Genomic DNA, 20,445 nt, shown 5'->3' on the forward strand with positions numbered 1-20,445 from the left:
CCCAATTCCCAGGAGTACAAGTGGAGTTACGTGTGAAGCACAGACATGCCGTGGCAGCCGCAGGCATCGCCGCCTCGGCCCTGGTGCTGGCCGGCCTGCCCGCCGGTACGGCGTCCGGAGCGGGGACCGGAGCCGGGTCGGTCGGCACGAGCGCGGCCCGAACCGCCGCCGCGGTGAAGACCGTGACGCTGATCACCGGTGACCGGGTCCTGCTGGACGGCGCCGGAAAGGTCGCCGGTGTCGAGCGGGCCAAGGGCCGGGAGCGGGGCACGTTCTCGATCCGCACGGTCGGCGAGCACACCCAAGTGGTGCCCTCCGACGCCGAGTTGCTGATCGCGCGGGGGAAGCTGGACGTCCGGCTGTTCGACGTGACCCAGCTGCTGGCGGACGGCTACGACGACGCGCGCCGCACCGACGTACCGCTGATCGTCACCTTCAAGGGCAAGAAGGCGCCCTCGATGAGCCCGTTCACCGGGGCCGGTGCCCGGATGGGCCGGTCGCTGCCCGTCGTCAACGCCAAGGTGATCCGCCCGGTCAAAAAGCGGGCCGGCGACTTCTGGAACGCCGTGACCGACACCGCGGGCGACAGCGGCACGACGGAGTTCACCGACTCGACGGCGGTGGAGAAGGTCTGGCTGGACGGCAGGCGCAAGGCGAGCCTCGACAGGAGCGTCCCGCAGATCGGCGCGCCGACCGCCTGGGCCGCCGGCTACGACGGCACCGGCACGAAGATCGCCGTCCTGGACACCGGTATCGACACCAGCCACCCCGACCTCGCGGGCAAGGTGGTCGCGGCGCAGGACTTCTCCGACTCCGGGAGCACGGGCGACAAGTTCGGCCACGGCACCCACGTCGCGTCGATCACGGCCGGGACGGGCGCCAAGTCCGGCGGCAGGTACAAGGGCGTCGCGCCGGGCGCGCAACTCATCAACGGCAAGGTCCTCGACGACAACGGCTCGGGCTACGACTCCGGGATCATCGCCGGCATGGAGTGGGCGGTCGCGCAGGGCGCCGATGTCGCCAACCTCAGCCTCGGCGGTGAGGACACGCCCGGTATCGACCCGATGGAGGAGACGGTCAACCGGCTCTCCGCCGAGTCCGACACGCTGTTCGTCATCGCGGCGGGCAACGAGGGCGAGTTCGGCGAGAGGACCGTCGGTTCGCCCGGCAGCGCCGACGCGGCGCTGACCGTCGGCGCGGTCGACAAGTCCGATGTGCTCGCCCCGTTCTCCAGCCGCGGCCCGCGCGTGGGGGACAGCGGGGTCAAGCCCGACCTGACCGCGCCCGGTGTCGCCATCACGGCCGCCGCCGCGGCCGGCAGCTTCCTGGAGGGCGAGTTCCCCTCCGACACCCCGGGCTACCTCACGCTCGACGGTACGTCGATGGCGACCCCGCATGTCGCGGGTGCCGCCGCCCTCCTCGCCCAGCAGCACCCGGACTGGACCGGTGAGCGCATCAAGCAGGTCCTCACCGCCTCCGCGAAGCCGGGCGCGTACAGCTCCTTCCAGCAGGGCACCGGCCGCACCGATCTGGTGCGGGCGCTGGACCAGAGCGTCGTCACCGAGCAGCAGTCGATCGGCTTCGGCGAGCAGCAGTGGCCGCACACCGACGACAAGCCGGTCACCAAGCGGCTCACGTACCAGAACCTCGGTACCGAGCCGGTCACTCTCGACCTCTCCGTCGACGCCTACGCGGTGGACGGCAAGCCCGCCGCCGAGGGCATGTTCACCGTCTCACCCCGGACGATCACCGTCCCGGCGGGCGGCGAGGCGAGCGCCGAGGTCACGGCGGACACCAGCGCCGGCACCGCAGACGGCAGTTTCGGTGGCTCGGTCGCGGCGACCTCCGCCGACGGCACGGTCCAGGTGCGGACGGCCGTCGGTGCGGAGCGCGAGGTGGAGTCGTACAGCCTGACGCTCAAGCACATCGACGAGAACGGCGAGCCGACCGGGGACGCCGTCACCTCCGTCTCGGGCTTCACCGGCGACTTCTACGCCGACTACGCCGACGAGCAGGACGGTGAGTTGACGGTCCGGCTGCCCAAGGGCGACTACATCCTCAGCGGGGTGATCCACCCGAGCATCTCGTCCGCCGCGCACGCCATCCTGGTCCAGCCCAAGTTCCGGCTGGACGGGGACAGGACCGTCACCGTCGACGCCCGACAGGCGGAGCCGGTGGACGTCACCCTGCCGGACCCGGCCGCCGAGGCCGTCGACGCGACGGCCGCGATCGGCTTCCAGCGGGGCGCGGATCTGAACGACGGCTTCCTGCAGTACCTGATGCCGACCTTCCAGGGCGCGCGGTTCGGGCGGCTCGGCACCGGGGAGCCCGTCGACGGGCTGTACGCCCTGTTCGCCGGCACCTGGTCGCGGCTGGACGCGGAGGGCCGGCCGGTCAGCTACCACCTGGGCTGGAACCGCGGCAGCGACCTGTCCGGCTTCACCGCCACCGTGACGCGGAAGCAGCTGGCCAAGGTCGACTTCGAGGCGGGTGAGCCGGTCGAGGGCCGGCGCGCCCAGGTCGAGGTCTCGCCGCACGGGCCGGGCGGTGAACTCGTGCGCAGCTACACCGACTTGCGCGGGGATCTGCCGCTGCGGACCACCGAGTACATCCTCGACAACGGCGTGAAGTGGTCGGGCCGTATGTGGTCGGTCTCGGGTGAGGACCGGGACTCGGTGTTCGAGAACTTCCTGATGCGGATGCCGCAGCGCTGGAAGGCCGGTCACACCTACCAGGAGCGGTTCAACGTGGGCGTCTTCGGCCCCGTGCTGAACGGCTCCGCGGAGCCCGGACCGGCCACCGGCTTCCCGGGTCTCGCCCGCAACGGCAACACCATCAGGGCCTATGTGCCGCTGTTCGGCGACGGCTCCGGGCACTGGGGCGACGCCGACTCCACGTCGGTGAAGACCTCGCTCACGGTGGACGGCCGGGAGATCGCCGACGACTACGGCATCCCGCCGACCGAGGGCCTCACCGAGTACACCGTCCCGGCCGGGGACGCCGCGTACAAACTGAGCGTGGACAGCTCCCGTGACCCGGCGGTGTACCCGGTCAGCACGCGTGTCCAGGCGGAGTGGACCTTCCGCTCGGCCGCGACTCCCGAGGGTGACTTCGCCGCGCTGCCGCTGTCGACGGTCACCTTCTCCCCGAAGCTGACCCTGGCCAGCACGGCCAAGGCGGGTACGACCTTCAAGGTGCCGTTCAGCGTCAAGGGCGCGGCGGCCGGGCAGAAGCCCGCGAGGCTCGCCTTCCAGGTCTCCTACGACGACGGCGCCACCTGGCACTCCGCCAAGGCCGTCGGCGGTACGCATCTGACGCTGAAGCACCCGGCCGAACCGGGCTCGGTGTCACTGCGCGCCGAACTGACCGACCGGGCGGGCAACAAGCTGGTCCAGACGATCCGGCGCGCCTACCTCACCACTTCGTGATCCCCGGTCGCGAGAGGTGAGCAGGGGGCGCCGGCCCGGCCGGCGCCCCCTTTCGTCGTCCTACTGTCCGGGCCGCAGCGACGGGACGTCGAGGTCGCCCGGCCGGAGCCGGTACACCTGGAGGCGCAGGTCGTAGTACTTGTCCGTCTCCCCGACCCACTCCATCCCCACGCGCTTGGCCGTCGCGGCACCGCGCTCGTTGCGGGGCCGTACGACCGCGAAGAGCTCGTCGACGCCCGCCTCGAAGGCGTAGTGCGCCACCGCGTGACCGGCCTCGGCGGCCAGCCCCTTCCCCCAGGCGCCGGGCGCGAGTTGCCAGCCGATCTCCAGGTCACGGCGGTCCGGCGGCAGGGGCAGCAGGACGACCCCGCCGACCACCGACCCGTCCTCCCGCGACTCGATCGCCCACCGGCCCTGCGGGGCGTCCAGATCCCCGGCGGCCCACTGCTCCAGGACGGTCCGCATGGCCGCCGCGTCCGGCACCCGTGCCATCGCCGGGGCCAGCCACTGTGCGACGTCCGCGGTGCCGTAGACCCGCAGGGCGTCCTCCGCGTCCTCGACGGTCCACGGCCGTAGGACCAGCCGGGGTGTGGTGATCCGGGACCCCTCGACGACGACACGGTGCTCGCGTTCGGTCATGCCGGAACGCTACCAACCGCTCACTGATCCGTCGCGTGGATGGTGACGACGGCCACCCGTGCGGGGACGCGGCGGACGAGGACGCCGAGGACTGCGTGCGGTCGCACGGACACCGCGTGACGCTGGACCAACCCCGTGGTCGGGCCACACGATGATCGCGTGTCCAAGATTCCCTTCGTCGCCGGCGACGCGACCCCGCCGCGCCGTCTGCCGTGGTTCGTCCGACCCGATGCCAGGACGTGGACCTGTGCGCCACCCCCGGCCGAGGTGCGGGACTTCCATGCCGGGCAGCCCGGCTACGCGCCCACCGCGCTGGCCGACCTCCCAGCCCTGGCAAGGGAGTTCGGGGTCGGCCGGGTGTTCGTGAAGGACGAGTCCTCGCGTCTGGGGCTGCCCGCGTTCAAGGCGCTGGGTGCATCCTGGGCGGTCCACCGGGTGCTGACGGAGCGGGCGGACGGCGGCGCCGATGGCCAGCTGCGGCTGGTCACCGCCACCGACGGCAATCACGGCCGGGCCGTGGCCCGGATGGCGCGGCTGTTCGGGCAGCGTTCCCATGTCTTCGTCCCGCGGGGCGTCCACCCGGCGGCCGTGACCGCCATCGAGGACGAGGGCGCGCGCATCACCCTCGTGCCGGGCTCCTACGACGAGGCCGTGCGCCGGGCGGCCGACGCGGCGGCGCGCGGACGGGACAGCGTGCTCGTCCAGGACACGGCCTGGCCCGGATACGAGCGGATTCCCGGCTGGATCGTGGAGGGCTACTCCACCCTGTTCGCCGAGATCGACACACAACTCGGTGCCGCGGGCGCCGGGACTCCCGACCTGGTGGCAGTCCCGACAGGTGTCGGCTCCCTCGCGCAGGCCGCCGTCGCCCACTACCGCAGCAGACCGGCAGGACGCGTGCCGACCGCCCTGCTCTCCGTGGAACCCGACACCGCGGCCTGTGTCCTGGCCAGCCTGGGCCGCCGGGGGCCGGTCAGCGTGCCGACCGGTGCCACCACCATGGCCGGTCTCAACTGCGGAACCATCTCCAGCCTGGCCTGGCCGTTCCTGCGCGACGGTCTGGACGCCGCTGTCGCGGTCACGGACGCCGACAGCGCCCGCGCCGCACGTGATCTCGCCGCCGTCGGTGTCGCCGCGGGTCCGTGCGGCGCGGCCTCCCTGGCAGGTGCCCGGGCCACCCTGACCGGCGAGGGCGCCGCTGAACGCCGTACCGCACTGGCCCTCGGTCCCACCTCGACCGTCGTCCTGCTCAGCACCGAGGGCACGGCCGCCAACCCCCACGCCCAGGAAGCGCGGTCCTGACTGCAGCCTTTGTCACCTCAGGACGAACCTCCGTCGCCCAGGACTCAACTCCCGCAAACAGAACGGCCATCACCGAGGACCGCTCCCGAATCACTGCCATATTCGAGAACCCCTTCGGAGGTGGCTGTGACGCGAGAGGCGACAACATCCCGGGCGACAGCGGCACATGCGGCGGACCGCACCGCCGAGCGCATCACGGACCTGGAACACCGCCGGGCACAGGCCCTGGCTCCGGCCACGCCGAGAAGAGGCGGGGCCTTCGGCGCCCGGGAGCGGATCGAGCGGCTGCTGGACGTGGACTCCTTCGCGGAGACCGGTCTGTTCGTGCGGGCCAGAGCCACGGGGGACGGCGCCCGCCGCCCCTACGGTGACGGGGTCGTCACCGGGTACGGCACGGTCGACGGGCGGCCGGTCTGTGTGTTCGCCCAGGACTCCACGGTCTTCGGAGGCAGCATGGGCGAGGCGTTCGGCGAGAAGACCGTGGCCCTGATGGACCTCGCGCTCAAGACCGGCTGTCCCGTCATCGGCCTCAACGACTCCGGCGGCGCCCGCATCCAGGAAGGCGTCGCATCCCTCGCCCTCTACGCCGAGTTGGTGCGCCGCAATGTGAAGGCGTCCGGGGTGATCCCGCAGATCTCGGTCGTCCTCGGGCCGTGCGCGGGCGGTGCCGCCTACTCCCCCGCGATCACCGACTTCACGGTCATGGTGGACGGCGCCTCCCACATGTTCGTCACCGGTCCCGACGTCATCGAGGCGGTCACCGGCGAGCACACCACCGCCGAGGAGCTGGGCGGCGCCCGCACCAGCAACTCCGTGAACGGCAACGCCCACTTCCTCGCCGCCGACGAGGAGGAGGCCCTCGACACCGTACGCGACCTGCTGTCGTACCTGCCCGCCAACAACCTCGACCGGCCCCCGCGGTACGCGCCCGGGGCGACGCCCGTCGGGGACGGGCTGGACCAGGTCGTGCCCGACCGGACCGGTCAGGCCTACGACATGCGTGACGTCCTCCAGGCGGTCGTCGACGACGGTGAACTCCTGTACGTGCAGGAGCTGTTCGCGCCGAACATCATCTGCGCCCTGGCCCGCGTCGAGGGCGGCAGCGTCGGTGTCGTGGCCAATCAGCCGCTGCACTCGGCCGGTGTCCTCGACATCGACGCCTCGGAGAAGGCGGCGCGGTTCGTACGGTTCTGCGACGCGTTCGGCATTCCGCTGCTGACCTTCGCCGACGTCCCCGGCTACCTCTCCGGCGTCCGCCAGGAGCGGGCCGGCATCATCCGGCGCGGCGCCAAACTGCTGTACGCCTACGCCGAGGCGACCGTCCCCAAGGTCACCGTGGTGGTGCGCAAGGCGTACGGCGGCGGGTACGCGGTGATGGGCTCCAAGCATCTCGGCGCCGACGTCAACCTCGCCTGGCCCACGGCCCGGATCGCTGTCATGGGCGCGGAGGGCGCCGTCGGCGTGCTGCACCGACGTGAACTCGCCGCCGCGGACGACCCGGAGGCACTGCGCGCCCGCCTGATCGCCACGTACGAGTCCACCCACGGGACCCCGTACCTCGCCGCCGAACGCGGGTACGTCGACGCGGTGATCGCCCCGCGCGAGACCCGCGCCCACCTCTGCCGCGCCCTGCGCACACTGCGCGGCAAGCGCGCCCCGATGCCGGAGCGCCGGCACGGCAACATCCCGCTCTGACCGCCCTGTTCACCCTCGCTCACCCCTGCTCGGTCCCACCGCTCGGTCCCACCGCTCTGATCCACCCGAATCGCCGGCCGACACCGCGATGTGAGGAGCCACGCCCGATGGACAGCCGCCGCCCCCCGCTCGCCCCCGCGTACCGGACCCTGCCCGACCATGTGCGGCACTGGGCCGAAACCACCCCCGACCGCCGCGCGTTCACCTTCGTCGACCACCCCGCCCCGAACTCGCGGGGAGTGCACCGCACCCTCACCTGGCAGCGACTGGACCTGCGGGTGCGGGCGTTGGCCGCCCGGCTCGCCGAGCAGGCCGAACCCGGGGCGCGGGTCGCCCTGTTGTGCCCGCAGGGCACGGACTACGTCACCGGTTTCCTGGCCGCGCTGACCGCCGGGATGGTCGCCGTGCCGCTGTACCCGCCCGGTCTGCCGGGCCACGGGGACCGGCTCGTCGGGGTGTTGGCCGACGCCCGGCCCGCGCTGGCGGTGACCACCGGCCGCGTCCTGGAGGAGGTCACGGACTTCTGCGAGCGCGCCCGGGTGCCGGTCCTCGCGGCGGACCGGGTTCCCGATGCCGCCGCCGAGGACTGGCGGGCGCCCGTGCTCGACCCCGGCGCGACCGCGTATCTCCAGTACACCTCGGGATCCACCCGCACTCCGGCCGGAGTCGAGATCACCCACACCAACGTCGTCGCCAACGCCCGCCAGGCGCTCGCCGCCTACCGCGCCGACGCGCAGCCCGTGACCTGCGTGGGCTGGCTGCCGCTCTACCACGACATGGGGCTCGTGCTGAGCGTCGCGGCGCCCGTCGTACGGGGGCTGCTGTCGGTGCTCATGGACCCGGCCGCGTTCCTGCACGAACCGGCGCGCTGGCTGCGGCTGTTGGCCGCGCACCCGCGCGCGCTGAGCGCCGCGCCCAACTTCGCCTACGACTACTGCGCCTCGACCGTCACCGAGGCGCAGAAGGCGGAGCTGCGCCTTGACGGGGTCGCCGCGCTGATCAACGGCAGCGAGCCCGTGCGGCCCGGCACCGTCGACCGCTTCCACGCCGCGTTCGCCGCGCGGGGGCTCGCGGCGGAGGTCCACTGTCCGTCGTACGGGCTCGCGGAGGCCACCGTCTTCGTCAGTGCCGCCCGGCCGGGCGAACCGCTCGACCGGTTCGCGCTGGACCGTGACGCCCTCGCCGCCGGAAAGGCCCTGCCCGCGCGGCCCGATGACCCACGGGCCGTGCTCCTTGCCGGTTGCGGCACCCCGGCCGGCCAGCGGGTCCGTGTCGTCGATCCCGTCTCCCACGCGGTCCTGGGCGAGGGGGAGGTCGGCGAGATCTGGGTGCAGGGTCCCAACGTGGGGCGCGGCTACTGGAACAACGAGCCTCAGACGCGGCGCGTCTTCGGTGCCACGCTCGGCAAGGACGCGCCGGGCGGCTGGCTGCGCACCGGGGATCTCGGGACGATCCTGAGCGGGCAGTTGGTCGTCACCGGCCGGCTCAAGGACCTCATCGTCGTCGACGGCCGCAACCACTACCCGCAGGACGTGGAGGCCACCGCCCAGGACGCGCACCCGGCCGTGCGCCGCGACCGGCTCGCCGCCTTCGGTGTGCCGGGCGGCGGGGGCGAGCGGGTGGTGATCGTGGCGGAGCACGCGCGGACCACCAGCCTCGCCGACATCGACGTACCGTCCCTGGCCCGTGCCGTACGCGCGGCCGTCTCCGCCCGGCACGGGCTGCGGCTCGCCGACGTGGTCCTGGTCGCGCCGGGCGCAGTTCCCCGGACGTCCAGCGGCAAGGTGTCACGGGCCCTGACCCGGGCCCGGTATCTGGAGGGCGCCTACGCGACGGAGACGGCGGTATGACGGCCGCCGGCGGGGGCGGCGGTGCGAGCGCGGCCGACGGGGGCCGCACCAGGAGAGCTGCCGACGGAGATCGCAGTGCAAAGGCCGCCGACGCGCAAGCCCTGCGCCGCCGGATCGCGGAGCTCGTCACCGAGTGGAACGGCGACCGCGCCTCCGTCGACGACATCCCCATGGACCGGCCGCTGGCCGACCTCGGCATGTCCTCGCGGGACGCGGTCGTGCTGGCCGGCGAGCTGTCCCGGCTGACCGGCCGCGAGTTGCCGGCGACCCTGGTGTGGGAAGCGCCCACCGGGGACGCGCTGGTGGCCCAACTGTGCGGTACGGAAGCACAGTTCACCCGATCCTCGTCCGGCGCCCTTCCCCCGAGGGCGCCGGACGAGCCCGTCGCGGTCATCGGCGTCGGCTGCCGCCTGCCGGGCGGGGTGCACGGCCCGGGCGACTACTGGCGGCTGCTCATCGACGGGGGCGACGCGATCGGGCGCGTCCCCGAGGACAGATGGGGCGACTTCACGGCGTTCCCGCCCGCCGACGCCCCCGCGTACGGCGGTTACCTCGACGACATCGCCGGGTTCGACGCCGACTTCTTCCGCATCACTCCGCGCGAGGCCGCGGTGATGGACCCGCAGCAACGGATCCTCCTGGAGGTCGTCCGCGAGACCCTCGACCACGCGGCGGTGCCCGCCACCGCTTTGGCGGGCACCGCCACCGGCATCTACGTCGGCGTCTCGGCCCCGGAGTACGGCCAACTCACCGGCGCCGACGCGGACTCCGTCGATCCGTGGGCTCCGGCGGGCGCGGCGCTCAGCGTGGCGGCGGGCCGACTGGCGTACGTCCTCGACACCCGCGGCCCGAGCATGGCCGTCGACACCGCCTGCTCCTCCTCGTTGGTCGCCCTGCATCACGCCTGCGTCAGCCTGCGCACCGGCGAGAGCGACACGGCGATCGCCGCCGGCGTCAACGTCCTGCTGTCGCCCTCCGTCGGCGTCGCCTTCGAGCGGGCGGGCGCACTCGCGGCGGACGGACGCTGCAAGCCGTTCTCGACGGCGGCCGACGGCATCGGGCGCGGTGAGGGCTGCGCGGCGGTGCTGCTGAAGCGACTGGCCGACGCGGAGCGGGACGGAGACCGCGTCCTCGCCGTCATCCGCGCGACCGCCGTCAACTCCGACGGCCGCTCCAACGGCCTCCTGGCCCCCAACCCGGCGGCCCAGCAAGCCCTGTTGAGCACCGCGTACGTCCGGTCCGGGCTGCTCCCGGCCCACGTCGACTACGTCGAGGCCCACGGCACCGGCACCCCCCTGGGCGACCCGATCGAGGCGGGCGCGCTCGCCGCGGTGCTCGGCGCGGACCGTGACCTCGAACAGCCGTTGCTGCTGGGCTCCGTGAAGGGGAACCTCGGCCACCTGGAATGCGCGGCCGGTCTCGCGGGTCTCGTGAAGACGGTCCTCGCGCTCCACCACGATCTCGTCCCCCCGTCGTTGCACGGCAACGGCAGCGCCCTGACGGATCCCCGACTGCGGGTGGTGACCGAGCCGGAACCGTGGCCCCGCTACGGCGGCACGGCCACTGCCGGAGTGTCCGGCTTCGGGTTCGGCGGCACCAACGCCCATGCCGTACTGGAGGAATGGCGACCCGGAGTCCTCCCGCCGCCCCCGACGGACCAACCGGCCACCCGCCTCCACCTCTTGTCCGACATCGACACCGAACGGGTCCGGAACACCGCGGCCCGCCTCGCCGCGTGGCTCCGCGCCCCGGAGGGGAGCGCGGCCCGCCCCACCGACGTGGCACGCACGCTCGCGGGACGCGCAGGGCGCGGGCCTGTACGGGCCGCCGTCATCGCCCGTCACGGCTGCGAACTGGCCGACGCACTGGACGCGTTGGCACAGGGCGGGCCAGACGCACGGGTGTCGACCGGCGACCGCGATCTCGTCGGGCGCGGCCCGGTATGGGTGTTCTCCGGATACGGAAGCCAGTGGCCCGGAATGGGTCGCCGGCTGCTCGCGGAGGAACCCGCCTTCGCCGCCGTCGTGGAGAAACTCGACGCACGGCTCGCCGGCGAGTTCGGCTTCTCCTTCCACGAGCACCTGGCCTCCGCCGGAGATCTCGACCGCCTCGACGTCTCCCAACCCGTGCTGTTCGGGCTGCAGTTGGCTCTCGCCGACCTGTGGCGCTCGTACGGCGTCGAACCGGTCGCCGTGATCGGCCACTCCATGGGCGAGGTGGCCGCCGCGGTCTGCGCGGGCGCGCTGGACGTGTCGGACGCGGCTCGGGTCATCACCGCACGGGCCCGGCTGCTCAGCCGGCTGCACGGCGGTGCGATGGCCGTCGTGGATCTGGCGGACGCCGAACTGCCCATGCTGGAGCGGGACTTCCCCGGAGTGTGGGTCGCCGTTCACTCCTCGCCCCGGCAGAAGGTCGTCACCGGTGACGAGGCCGCGGTCAACCGGCTCGTGCACCGGCTGGAGGAGCAAGGGCGTGCCGCCCGGGCCATGCGGGTCGTCGGCGCCGGGCACTCACCCCAGGTGGACCCGCTGCTGCCGGAACTGACCGAGACCCTCTCGGACGTCCGGGGCCGCCCTCCCCGCATCCCCCTCTACTCCACCGTCCTCGACGACCCGCGCGGCGACTGCGCGTTCGACGCCGCCCACTGGGCCGCCAACCTGCGCCGCCCTGTGCGTCTGGACCTTGCCCTCGCGGCAACCGCGGCCGACGGCCACGCCGCCTTCGTCGAGATCTCGCCGCATCCGGTGCTGGCCGGATCCGTCGCCGAGAACATACCCGGCGCGCTGGCGGTGGGCTCGCTGCGGCGCGACGCGGACGGATCCGCCGGACTTCTCGCGGAGTTGGCCGTTCTGTACACGGCGGGGCTGTCTCTGCCGACGCCGGCCGGCCGGGTCATCGACCTTCCGACACCACGTTGGCGGCACGTCCGGTACTGGTGGACGGACGGCCGGGCCCCTGTCCCGGCGCCCACGACCGCCCGTTGGGCCGAGTCCGCGGCGCCCCCGAGCGAGACGGCTCCCTCGACCGCCGCCCGCGTGAGCCAGCACATCGCCTCCGTCACCGGCCATCCGGCGGCCCGCATCACACCCGCCACGGCGCTGTCCGACCTCGGCCTGGACTCCCTGCTGGCCGTCCGCGTCCGCACCGCCCTGGAGCGCGACTTCGGGATCGACCTCCGGCTGCGCGACCTGTTCGACGCCGCCACGGTGGACGAACTGGCCGACCGGATAAGGAGGTCGGCAGACACGCCTGCACTCCTTCGCACGTTCCGCAAAGGCGGCACGCGCCCCCCGATCTTCCTGTTCCACGCCGCCGGCGGAAGCTCCGACGTGTACCGCGCACTCGCCCAACACCTGGGCGGGGATCGGCCGGTACACGGGCTGGACCGGATCGAGGACGCCCCAACCGTTGCGGAGAAGGCGCGCCACTACGCCGAGGCGATCGGCGCCGTCCAGCCCAACGGCCCCTGCGTGCTGGGCGGTTGGTCCTTCGGCGGCTTCGTCGCCCAGGAGACGGCACGGCACCTCACGGCCGCCGGACGGGACGTGGAACTCGTCGTGCTCATCGATTCCGTACGCCCCCTCCCCCAGCCCGATCGCACACCCGCCGACCGCATCCGCGCCCACCTCACGGGCTTCGCGCGACACGTCGCCGAGGCCTACGGGGTCCAACTGCCGCTGCCGTACGACGAACTCGTGGCGATGGACGACGACCACGAGCGCATCGACCTCGTGCTGCGGGCCCTGCGCGAGGTCGCCGAGGTGCCGCCCGCCGCGCTGGAGCACCAACGTGCCTCCTACCTGGACCTGCGGATCGGCGAGGCCCATCGGCCGCAGCGCTACGACGGTCCCGTGGTCCTGTACCGGGCCACGGAACCGGCTCCGCACACCGTGCGCGACCCGGCGTACGAACGGGACGACGACGCGCTCGGCTGGGACGAGCCGTGCCCGCGTCTGACGGTCGTACCGGTGGCGGGGCATCACCTGTCGCTGCTCGACCCGCCGCACGTCGACGAGATCGCCGCCCATCTTCGGCAGTTGCTCGCCCCGCCGGGCGCCCCCGCCGAACCGGACTGAGGAGCCGCCATGCCGCACCATCCCGCCGCCGGAGCCGACGGAGCCGCCCGCGCCTCCGGAGCCTCCGCAATGTCCCGTCGCGCCGTCACCAAAGCCGCCGCGGCCACCGGTCTGGCCGCCTTGTTCGGCGTCACGGTCGGCGCCGGACGCGCCCGCGCGGCCACCCAGGTCGGAGCCCGCACCTTCGACGTGTCCGTGTCCTCCTCCGCGCTGGGCCGCAGCGCGCCGGTACGGCTGATCCTGCCGTCGGGCTTCGACGCGCAGACCGGTCGGACGTACCCCGTCCTGTACCTGCTGCACGGCGCCCATGACGACTACACGTCCTGGACCCGGGAGACGGACATCGAGGCCTTCACCGCGGGCCGCGACCTGATCGTGGCCATGCCGGACGCGGGACCGACCGGCATCCCCAGTGCCTGGCGCTCCGGTCCCGACTACGAGACCTTCCAGGTCCAGGAGGTAGCGGCGCTGCTCACCCGCGACTACCGGGCGTCCGGCGTGCGGGCCGTCGCGGGCGTGTCCACCGGAGGCTACGGCGCGATGGCGCACGCGGCCCGCCACCCGGGCGCGTTCACCGCGGCTGCCTCCTTCAGCGGCATCCTCGACACCACGGCCCTGGGCGTGCCGCCCCTCGTGGACGCCATCGTGGCCCGGGAGAACCTCACGCCCGCCTCTCTGTGGGGCAACCCGATTCTCGGCGCGCTCACCTGGCGCGACTTCAATCCGCGCGCCCGCGCCACGGGGCTGCGCGGCACACCCCTGTACGTGTCCCAGGGCAGCGGTGTGGCCGGCGGTGTCGGGGACTGGCTGCCGGAGGTGTTGGAGAGTCTGCTGTGGCCCTCCGCGCACCTCTTCACCCACGCTCTCGCGCTGCTCGGCATCCCCGTGACCACCCACTACTACGCGGGCGGAGGACACAGCTGGGCCTACTGGAAAGGGGAGTTCACGGCCGCATGGCCGATGCTCGCCGGTGCGCTGGGGCTGCCGGAGTGATGTCGGTGCCGCCGGGGCACGGAACGGAGCGCAGGGGACGCCCGTCCAACACAGGACGTCCCCCTCATCCCACGGGCAACGGCCCCTGGGTGAGTCGCCTCCGGGGGAAAGGAGCGTCCGTCGTGGCTGTCCCCACCCCGCGCGGAGTACCCGTCGAACCCGGACCCGTCCCGGTTCCGCGCGACCTGGCCGAGCTGCTGCGCGCCCAACTCCCGGTCGTGGCCGACGAAGTGGCGGAGGTGGTCCGCAGCCAGGTACCCGAGTACGCGCGGCCGGACGACGAGACCTATCGCGAGAACCTCAGGTCCGGGGTGGTGCAGGCGCTCACCCTGTTCGTGGACCACATCGCGGACCCGCGCGCCCAGGGGGTCGCGATGGCGGCCGCCTACTACGAGGAACTCGGGCGCGGCGAGGCCCTGGAGGGCCGCAGCCTGGACGCGCTGCAGTCCGCGTTGCGCGTGGGCGGCATGCACGCCTGGCGGCTGATGGGGCGCACGGCGGAGGAACTCGGCCTGGATTCCGCGGTGGTGGCCACGCTCGGGGAGCTGGCGTTCCGGACCGTGCACGAGGTGGCGGAGGCGGCGGCGGCCGGTTACGCGGAGGCACAGTCGCACAGCACGGGCGAGTTGGATCGGCGGCGCGGACGGCTGCTCGATCTGCTGCTCGGCGAGGGGCCGGTGCCGCTGGAGGCGGTGCAGGATCTGGCACACGGCGCGCGGTGGCGAGTGCCTTCGCGGGTCGCCGTCGTCGCGCTGGCGGGCCCGGCGGATCCGCGCGCGGAGGACCGACTGCCGGCGATGCCCGGAGCACTCGTGGACATGGAGTCACGGCCGCCGCGTGTGCTGGTGCCGGATCCGGAGGGCTACGGCAGGTTCGGTGGGCGGTCGTTCATCCTGGGCCTCGGTGGCCGTCCGGCGGCGATCGGACCCACGGTTCCGGTCGACCGGGCGGCGCTGTCGCTGCGTTGGGCCACGCGCGCGTTGGGGCTCATGGGTCGCGGGGTGCTGCCCCGGCAGGGCGTGGTGCTGTGCGCCGATCACCTGTCGACCCTGTTGCTGCACAGTGACGAGCCGCTGCTCGCCCAGTTGGAGGCGCGGGCCCTCGCGCCGCTCGACGCCGCCTCCGAGGGGCAACGCGCGCGGCTGGCCGAGACGTTGCTCGCGTGGTTGCTCAGTGGCAGCAACGTTCCCGACGTCGCCGCGCGTCTCCACATCCACCCGCAGACGGTCCGCTATCGCCTGCGGCAGCTGGAGAAGCTCTTCGGCGATTCCCTGCGCTCTCCCGACACCCGCCTGAATCTGATCCTCGCGCTGCGTTCCGCCGCGTCGCGAGAGGAGGGCGACGACTCACGCCCCGACAAAAACAAGGGAAGTTTCTGAATTCCCGTCCATAACACCGGGTAAGACAACGCGAATACCTTCGGGATGTCCTTTCCACAGGCGCGTCTCACGCGCCCCACCCTCAAAGGATCCCCATGCGTATTCGCTTGTGCCTCGCGGCGCTCTCATTGGTCGGCGGGGCCGGATTGGCCACCTTGACCGCACCCTCGGCATCGGCCGCCGCCTGCTCGGACATCGACGTCGTGGCGGCGCGCGGCACCTTCGAACCGGGCACGCTCGGTCTGATCGTCGGCGACCCGGTGTTCTCCGCGCTCCAGAAGAAAATCACGGGCAGGAATCTCTCCAACTACGCGGTGAACTATCCGGCCGACCTTTCCCTGACGTCGGCCGCACAGGGAAACGCGGATCTGGTGAATCACGTCAATTCGCAGGCGTCCGCCTGCCCGAATCAGCGTTTCATTCTCGTCGGCTATTCGCAGGGCGCGAACGTCGTCGACAACTCGATCGGAATCAGCAGCGACGGCGCGGTGGTCGGCAGCCCGATCGTGGCCACCATTCCCGCCGCCGTCGGTCCGCGGGTCGCCGCGGTGCTGCTGTTCGGCAACCCGATCCGCGCCCTCGGCAGGAGCGTCACGGGCACCTACCAGAGCCGCACGATCGACTTCTGCGCGGGCGGTGACCCCATCTGCCAGAACGGCGGAACCGACGTCCTGGCCCACCTCGGCTACACCGCGAACGCCGACGCGGCGGCCACGTTCGCCGCGGGCAAGGTCTGATCCGCGGCTCTGATCCCCAGCGACACCGCAGGGCCCGGGAGTCGATCCTCCCGGGCCCTACCGGTGTGCGATGACGACTGCACGGATGACGGCTGCTACCTCGGCGTCTCGGCGAACGCGGCGAGGGTGGTGGACACGACCTCGGGCCGGCCGTCGTTCTGGACGGGCGCCGCGGTCAGTACGTCGAGGTGCTGGTAGCCGGGGGCGATCACGGGATGCAGGTCGGCCGGGATCCGCCCTGCCAGCAGACCGTCGCCCGCGAGCACGGTGAGCGTCGGGTTGGCAGTCAACCCCTGCGGATGCACGACGAGTTGCTTCACCTGCGGCGAGGAGGCCAGCTCGATGTCGGTGACCAGCTTGGTCGGGAAGTACTGCTCGGTGAAGTCCAACGGCTGCTCCCCCATGCTGCGGGCCAGCTCATGGATGTCGGTGACCTCCTTGCCGGCGTCGGTGAACGGGGTGCCGTCGGCCGACCGGTACCCGGGGTCGTCGGCGTCGCCGACACGGTCGTAATCGCGCCAGGTGTAGAGCGGCCCGTGCGGCTGCGCAGGAATGGCCTTGTACTCGACCCCGAACACCTGCGACTGCTGCGAACTCCCGTTGGCAGCGGGGAAGTTCTTGTCGACGATCGGCCCGCCGTCGAAGAAGCCCACGCTGCTCTGCAGGAAGGCCAGCGGTACGGAGTTGTCGTCCATCAGCGCCCCGAGGACCGCGTCGTTGGTGAGCCGGAAGTCCTTCACCGCGGGTGAGCCGGTGAGGAAGGTGGCGGTGTCCTTGGAGAACAGGAAGCGGTTGGTGGCCTCGATGTTCACGTTGGACGGCAGATAGGACGGCAGGTCCGCCTCACCGTCCGGGTCCTGCACGGCCCCCAGCCCGGTGATGGCGAGCAGGGTCATGGTCTCGGGATTGAGCAGTACCGGCGCGGAGAGCGAACGCGGCAGGACGCCGCTGTCGAGCCCGGCCTGTACGACTCCGTAACCGAGCCCGATGTCGGGCAGGTTGGTGTCGTCCGGGATGCTTCCGCTCAGGTCCGCCAGCGAGGTGGAGACGGTCGTGTCGAGGGCGAAGTACCCGGCGCACTGGTTCTGCCCGGCGTCGGCCGTGGTGGCGGGGTTCCCGTCGAAGTCGGCCGCCGCGAAGTACCCGGTGATCACGCCACCGAGTGAGTGCCCGCCGCACAGCACCTTGTTCTTGCGGACTCCCTGATCGGGCAACTCGGCGGCGAGCAGGTCGTATTGGTCGCGCACGGTCTGCTGGATGCCGAGCTTGGCCATCCACCCGAGCCGGTCGTTGCCGACGAACCCGGCGAAGGTCCGGCCGCCGACGGCCCTGCCCCGGTAGTAGTAGTCGACGGCGGTGTGCTGGTCGCCCGAGGCGATGCCGGTCGGGTCCTCAAGGCAGTTGGAGCGCCGGTCCAGGGCCCAGAACTCGATGTGCCGCCCCCGCGCGGCGGCTTGGGCGACGGTGTTGCGGGCAACGCTGTCGAACGCTCCGGCCCCCTCCAGAATGCCCGGCTGGGCCACGAGGATCCGGTCGGCGTCGGCCGACGCGGGCGGCCCGTCGGCGGCGCGGTAGCGCAGATACGACAGCCGGTCGCACGCCCCCGGACGAGCGCCGAACGACTGCGGCAACGGCACCTTCACCCGCACCACCGACTCGACCACACCGTCCGCCGGATGGGTCGACGCCACAGGGGTCTCGGTCCGCGCGCTCTCTCCCTGGGCCGGCGGCGCGGCCGCGGTGAGCGCGCCGGCGGTCAGCAGCACCGCCAGCGCGGCACCGCGCCACGTCCTTTCTCTGCTGCGGCTCGTCTTCATGGCCGGACCGTAGGGCCGCCGGGACTCCGGGCTCAGGCAGTGCTCACAAGAACGCAGTGCTTGCCGCCGGCCTTGTCATCGGGCCGCAGGGAACGGGGTCACGGTGTCGGACCCGGGGACGGTCAGGCGTTCCAGGACCAGTCCGCGATCTCCGGCAGGTCGGTGCCGTGCTCGCGGATCCAGGCGTGGTGGCGGGTGCGGGCGTCGGCCATCTGCTGGCGGACCGCGGCGGCGCGCACGGGGAGGCCGGGGACGCGGTCGATGACGTCCATGACCAGGCGATAGCGGTCGAGGTCGTTGCGGACGACCATGTCGAACGGCGTGGTCGTGGTGCCGGACTCCTTGTAGCCGCGCACGTGCAGGTTGTCGTGGCCTGCGCGACGGTAGGCGAGCCGGTGGATGAGCCACGGGTAGCCGTGGTAGGCGAAGACGACCGGCTTGTCGGTGGTGAACAGCCCGTCGTACTCGAAGTCGTTCATCCCGTGCGGGTGTTCGTCACGGGGCAGCAGCCGGGTCATGTCGACGACGTTCACCACCCGGACGGCGAGCGAGGGCAGATGGCGGCGCAGCAACTGGGCGGCGGCCAGCACCTCTTGGGTGGGGACGTCACCGGCGCAGGCGAGGACGACGTCGGGTTCGCCGCCGTTCTCGGTGCCCGCCCACTCCCAGATCCCGGCGCCGCGCGCGCAGTGGGCGCGGGCCTGGTCCAAGGTCAGCCAGTCGAAGCAGGGCTGCTTGCCGGCCACGATCACGTTGACGTAGTCGCGGCTGCGCAGGGCGTGATCGGCCACGGAGAGAAGGGTGTTGGCGTCCGGCGGCAGGTAGACCCGTACGACCTCGGGGCTCTTGTTGAGGACGTGGTCGACGAAACCGGGGTCCTGGTGCGAGAAGCCGTTGTGGTCCTGCCGCCACACGTGCGACGTCAGCAGGTAGTTGAGGGAGGCGATGGGCGCCCGCCAGGGCAACTCCCTTGATGTCTTCAGCCATTTGATGTGCTGGTTGACCATGGAGTCGACGATGTGCACGAACGCCTCGTAGCAGGAGAACAGTCCGTGTCGGCCGGTCAGCAGATAGCCCTCCAGCCAGCCCTGGCACAGGTGCTCGGAGAGGATCTCCATCACCCGGCCGTGCCGCTCCAGGTGCTCGTCGACCGGCAGCACCTGCGCCTGCCAGGCCTTCCCGCTGGCGTCGAACACGGCCTGCAGCCGGTTGGAGGCGGTCTCGTCGGGGCCCACCAGGCGGAAGTTGCGGCTGGCCGCCGTGTCGCGCATGACGTGTTCGAGGAGGTCACCGAGGACGCGGGTGGGTTCGTGCAGGGCGGTGCCCGGCTTGTCGACAGGAACGGCGAAGCGGTCGAGGGACGGGATCGGCAGGTCGTGGACGAGCAGGCCGCCGTTGGCGTGCGGGCTGGACCCGAGCCGCTTGACGCCCTCGGGTACACAGGCCAGGACGTCCGCGACCGGCCGGCCGTCGGCGTCGAAGAGCTCGTCCGGGCGGTAGGAGCGCAACCAGGCTTCCAACTGCCGTAGGTGCTCCGGGTTTTCACGCACCCCGGACAGCGGCACCTGGTGCGCGCGCCAGGTGCCCTCGACGGGAACGCCGTCGACCTCAGCGGGGCCGGTCCAGCCTTTGGGGGTGCGCAGCACGATCATCGGCCAGTGCACGCGCTCGGTGACGCCGTCCTCGCGGGCGGACCGTTGCATCGCGGCGATGCGGTCCAGCGCGTCGTCGTACGCGGCGGCCAGGGCCCGGTGCACCTGCATCGGGTCGTCGCCGGTCACGTGGATGGGCTCGTGGCCGTATCCCCGTAGCAGCTCGTCGAGTTCGGCCTCGGGGAGGCGGGACAGCACGGTCGGGTTGGCGATCTTGTAGCCGTTCAGGTGCAGGATCGGCAGAACCGCGCCGTCGTGGACCGGATCGAGGAACTTGTTGGAGTGCCAGGACGCGGCCAGCGGGCCGGTCTCCGCCTCTCCGTCACCGATCACACAGGCGACCAGCAGGTCCGGGTTGTCGAAGGCGGCGCCGTAGGCGTGCGCGAGCGAGTAGCCCAGCTCCCCGCCCTCGTGGATCGATCCGGGCGTCTCGGGCGCCACATGGCTGGGCACCCCGCCGGGGAAGGAGAACTGCCGGAACAGCCGCCCCATGCCCGGCCCGTCGCGGCTCACGTCCGGATACGTCTCGCTGTAGCTGCCCTCCAGCCAGGAGTTGGCCAGCACGGAAGGACCGCCGTGCCCCGGGCCCCACACGCACAGCACATCGATCCCCCGAGCGCCGATCACGCGGTTGAGGTGGGTGTACACGAGGTTGAGCCCGGGCGAGGTGCCCCAGTGCCCCAGCAGCCGCGGCTTGATGTGCTCCGGCCTCAACGGCTCGGTCAGCAGCGGGTTCGACATCAGGTAGATCTGTCCGGCGGCCAGGTAGTTGGCGGCACGCCAGTGGGCGTCCAGAGTGCGCAGTTCGTCGTCGGAAAGTACGGTGCTGTCCTGGTGTTCGACCTTGGGCATCAGAGGCTCCGGAAGTCATCGGTGT

Annotated in this window: 11 protein-coding genes; 8 read left to right on the forward strand and 3 right to left on the reverse strand. The window is 72.3% G+C overall.

Going from position 1 to position 20,445, the window contains the following annotated elements:
- Positions 1-32 precede the first annotated feature (32 nt).
- Complete coding sequence (locus ACIQI8_RS35655) at positions 33-3,428, forward strand: S8 family peptidase (protein WP_402360050.1); 3,396 nt, start codon at positions 33-35, stop codon at positions 3,426-3,428.
- A 60-nt stretch (positions 3,429-3,488) separates the two neighbouring features.
- Here the strand turns inward: ACIQI8_RS35655 and ACIQI8_RS35660 are convergent, their stop codons facing one another.
- Entirely contained in the window at positions 3,489-4,067 is a 579-nt protein-coding gene (locus ACIQI8_RS35660) for a GNAT family N-acetyltransferase (protein WP_402360054.1), read from the reverse strand.
- Between the two features lie 168 nt (positions 4,068-4,235).
- On the opposite strand from ACIQI8_RS35660, the gene ACIQI8_RS35665 reads away from it, so the two are divergent.
- The 7 genes from ACIQI8_RS35665 to ACIQI8_RS35695 all read left to right on the forward strand — a co-directional run bounded on the left by ACIQI8_RS35665 (position 4,236) and on the right by ACIQI8_RS35695 (position 16,099).
- Positions 4,236-5,369 carry a diaminopropionate ammonia-lyase gene (locus tag ACIQI8_RS35665; protein WP_402361329.1) on the forward strand — a complete coding sequence of 378 codons (1,134 nt, stop codon included), beginning with the start codon at positions 4,236-4,238 and terminating at the stop codon, positions 5,367-5,369.
- Positions 5,370-5,495: 126 nt separating this feature from the next.
- On the forward strand, positions 5,496-7,064 hold the full coding sequence (locus ACIQI8_RS35670; RefSeq protein WP_402361332.1) for an acyl-CoA carboxylase subunit beta: 1,569 nt from the start codon (positions 5,496-5,498) through the stop codon (positions 7,062-7,064).
- A 107-nt stretch (positions 7,065-7,171) separates the two neighbouring features.
- Positions 7,172-8,914 (forward strand): fatty acyl-AMP ligase, encoded by a 1,743-nt coding sequence (locus tag ACIQI8_RS35675; protein WP_402360057.1) that lies wholly within the window; start codon positions 7,172-7,174, stop codon positions 8,912-8,914.
- The gene (locus ACIQI8_RS35680; protein WP_402360060.1) at positions 8,911-12,990 is read left to right on the forward strand and encodes a type I polyketide synthase; all 4,080 of its coding nucleotides are present in this window, start codon (positions 8,911-8,913) and stop codon (positions 12,988-12,990) included. Before ACIQI8_RS35675 ends, ACIQI8_RS35680 begins: the two co-directional genes overlap by 4 nt.
- 9 nt (positions 12,991-12,999) lie before the next feature.
- Positions 13,000-13,983 (forward strand): alpha/beta hydrolase, encoded by a 984-nt coding sequence (locus ACIQI8_RS35685; protein ID WP_402360062.1) that lies wholly within the window; start codon positions 13,000-13,002, stop codon positions 13,981-13,983.
- Positions 13,984-14,105: 122 nt separating this feature from the next.
- A complete protein-coding gene (locus ACIQI8_RS35690) occupies positions 14,106-15,362 on the forward strand; it encodes a PucR family transcriptional regulator (protein ID WP_402360065.1) in 1,257 nt (418 codons plus the stop codon).
- A 95-nt stretch (positions 15,363-15,457) separates the two neighbouring features.
- Positions 15,458-16,099: a cutinase family protein gene (locus ACIQI8_RS35695; RefSeq protein ID WP_402360068.1), complete on the forward strand. Its 642-nt coding sequence runs from the start codon at positions 15,458-15,460 to the stop codon at positions 16,097-16,099.
- A gap of 95 nt (positions 16,100-16,194) precedes the next feature.
- On the opposite strand, the gene ACIQI8_RS35700 is transcribed toward ACIQI8_RS35695, so the two are convergent.
- Together ACIQI8_RS35700 and ACIQI8_RS35705 are read right to left on the reverse strand one after the other, a co-directional pair.
- Positions 16,195-17,916 (reverse strand): hypothetical protein, encoded by a 1,722-nt coding sequence (locus ACIQI8_RS35700; RefSeq protein WP_402360071.1) that lies wholly within the window; start codon positions 17,914-17,916, stop codon positions 16,195-16,197.
- Between the two features lie 122 nt (positions 17,917-18,038).
- A complete protein-coding gene (locus tag ACIQI8_RS35705) occupies positions 18,039-20,420 on the reverse strand; it encodes a phosphoketolase (protein ID WP_402360074.1) in 2,382 nt (793 codons plus the stop codon).
- Positions 20,421-20,445: the final 25 nt, after the last annotated feature.

Source organism: Streptomyces sp. NPDC092369 (genome assembly GCF_044755245.1).
Taxonomy (GTDB): domain Bacteria; phylum Actinomycetota; class Actinomycetes; order Streptomycetales; family Streptomycetaceae; genus Streptomyces.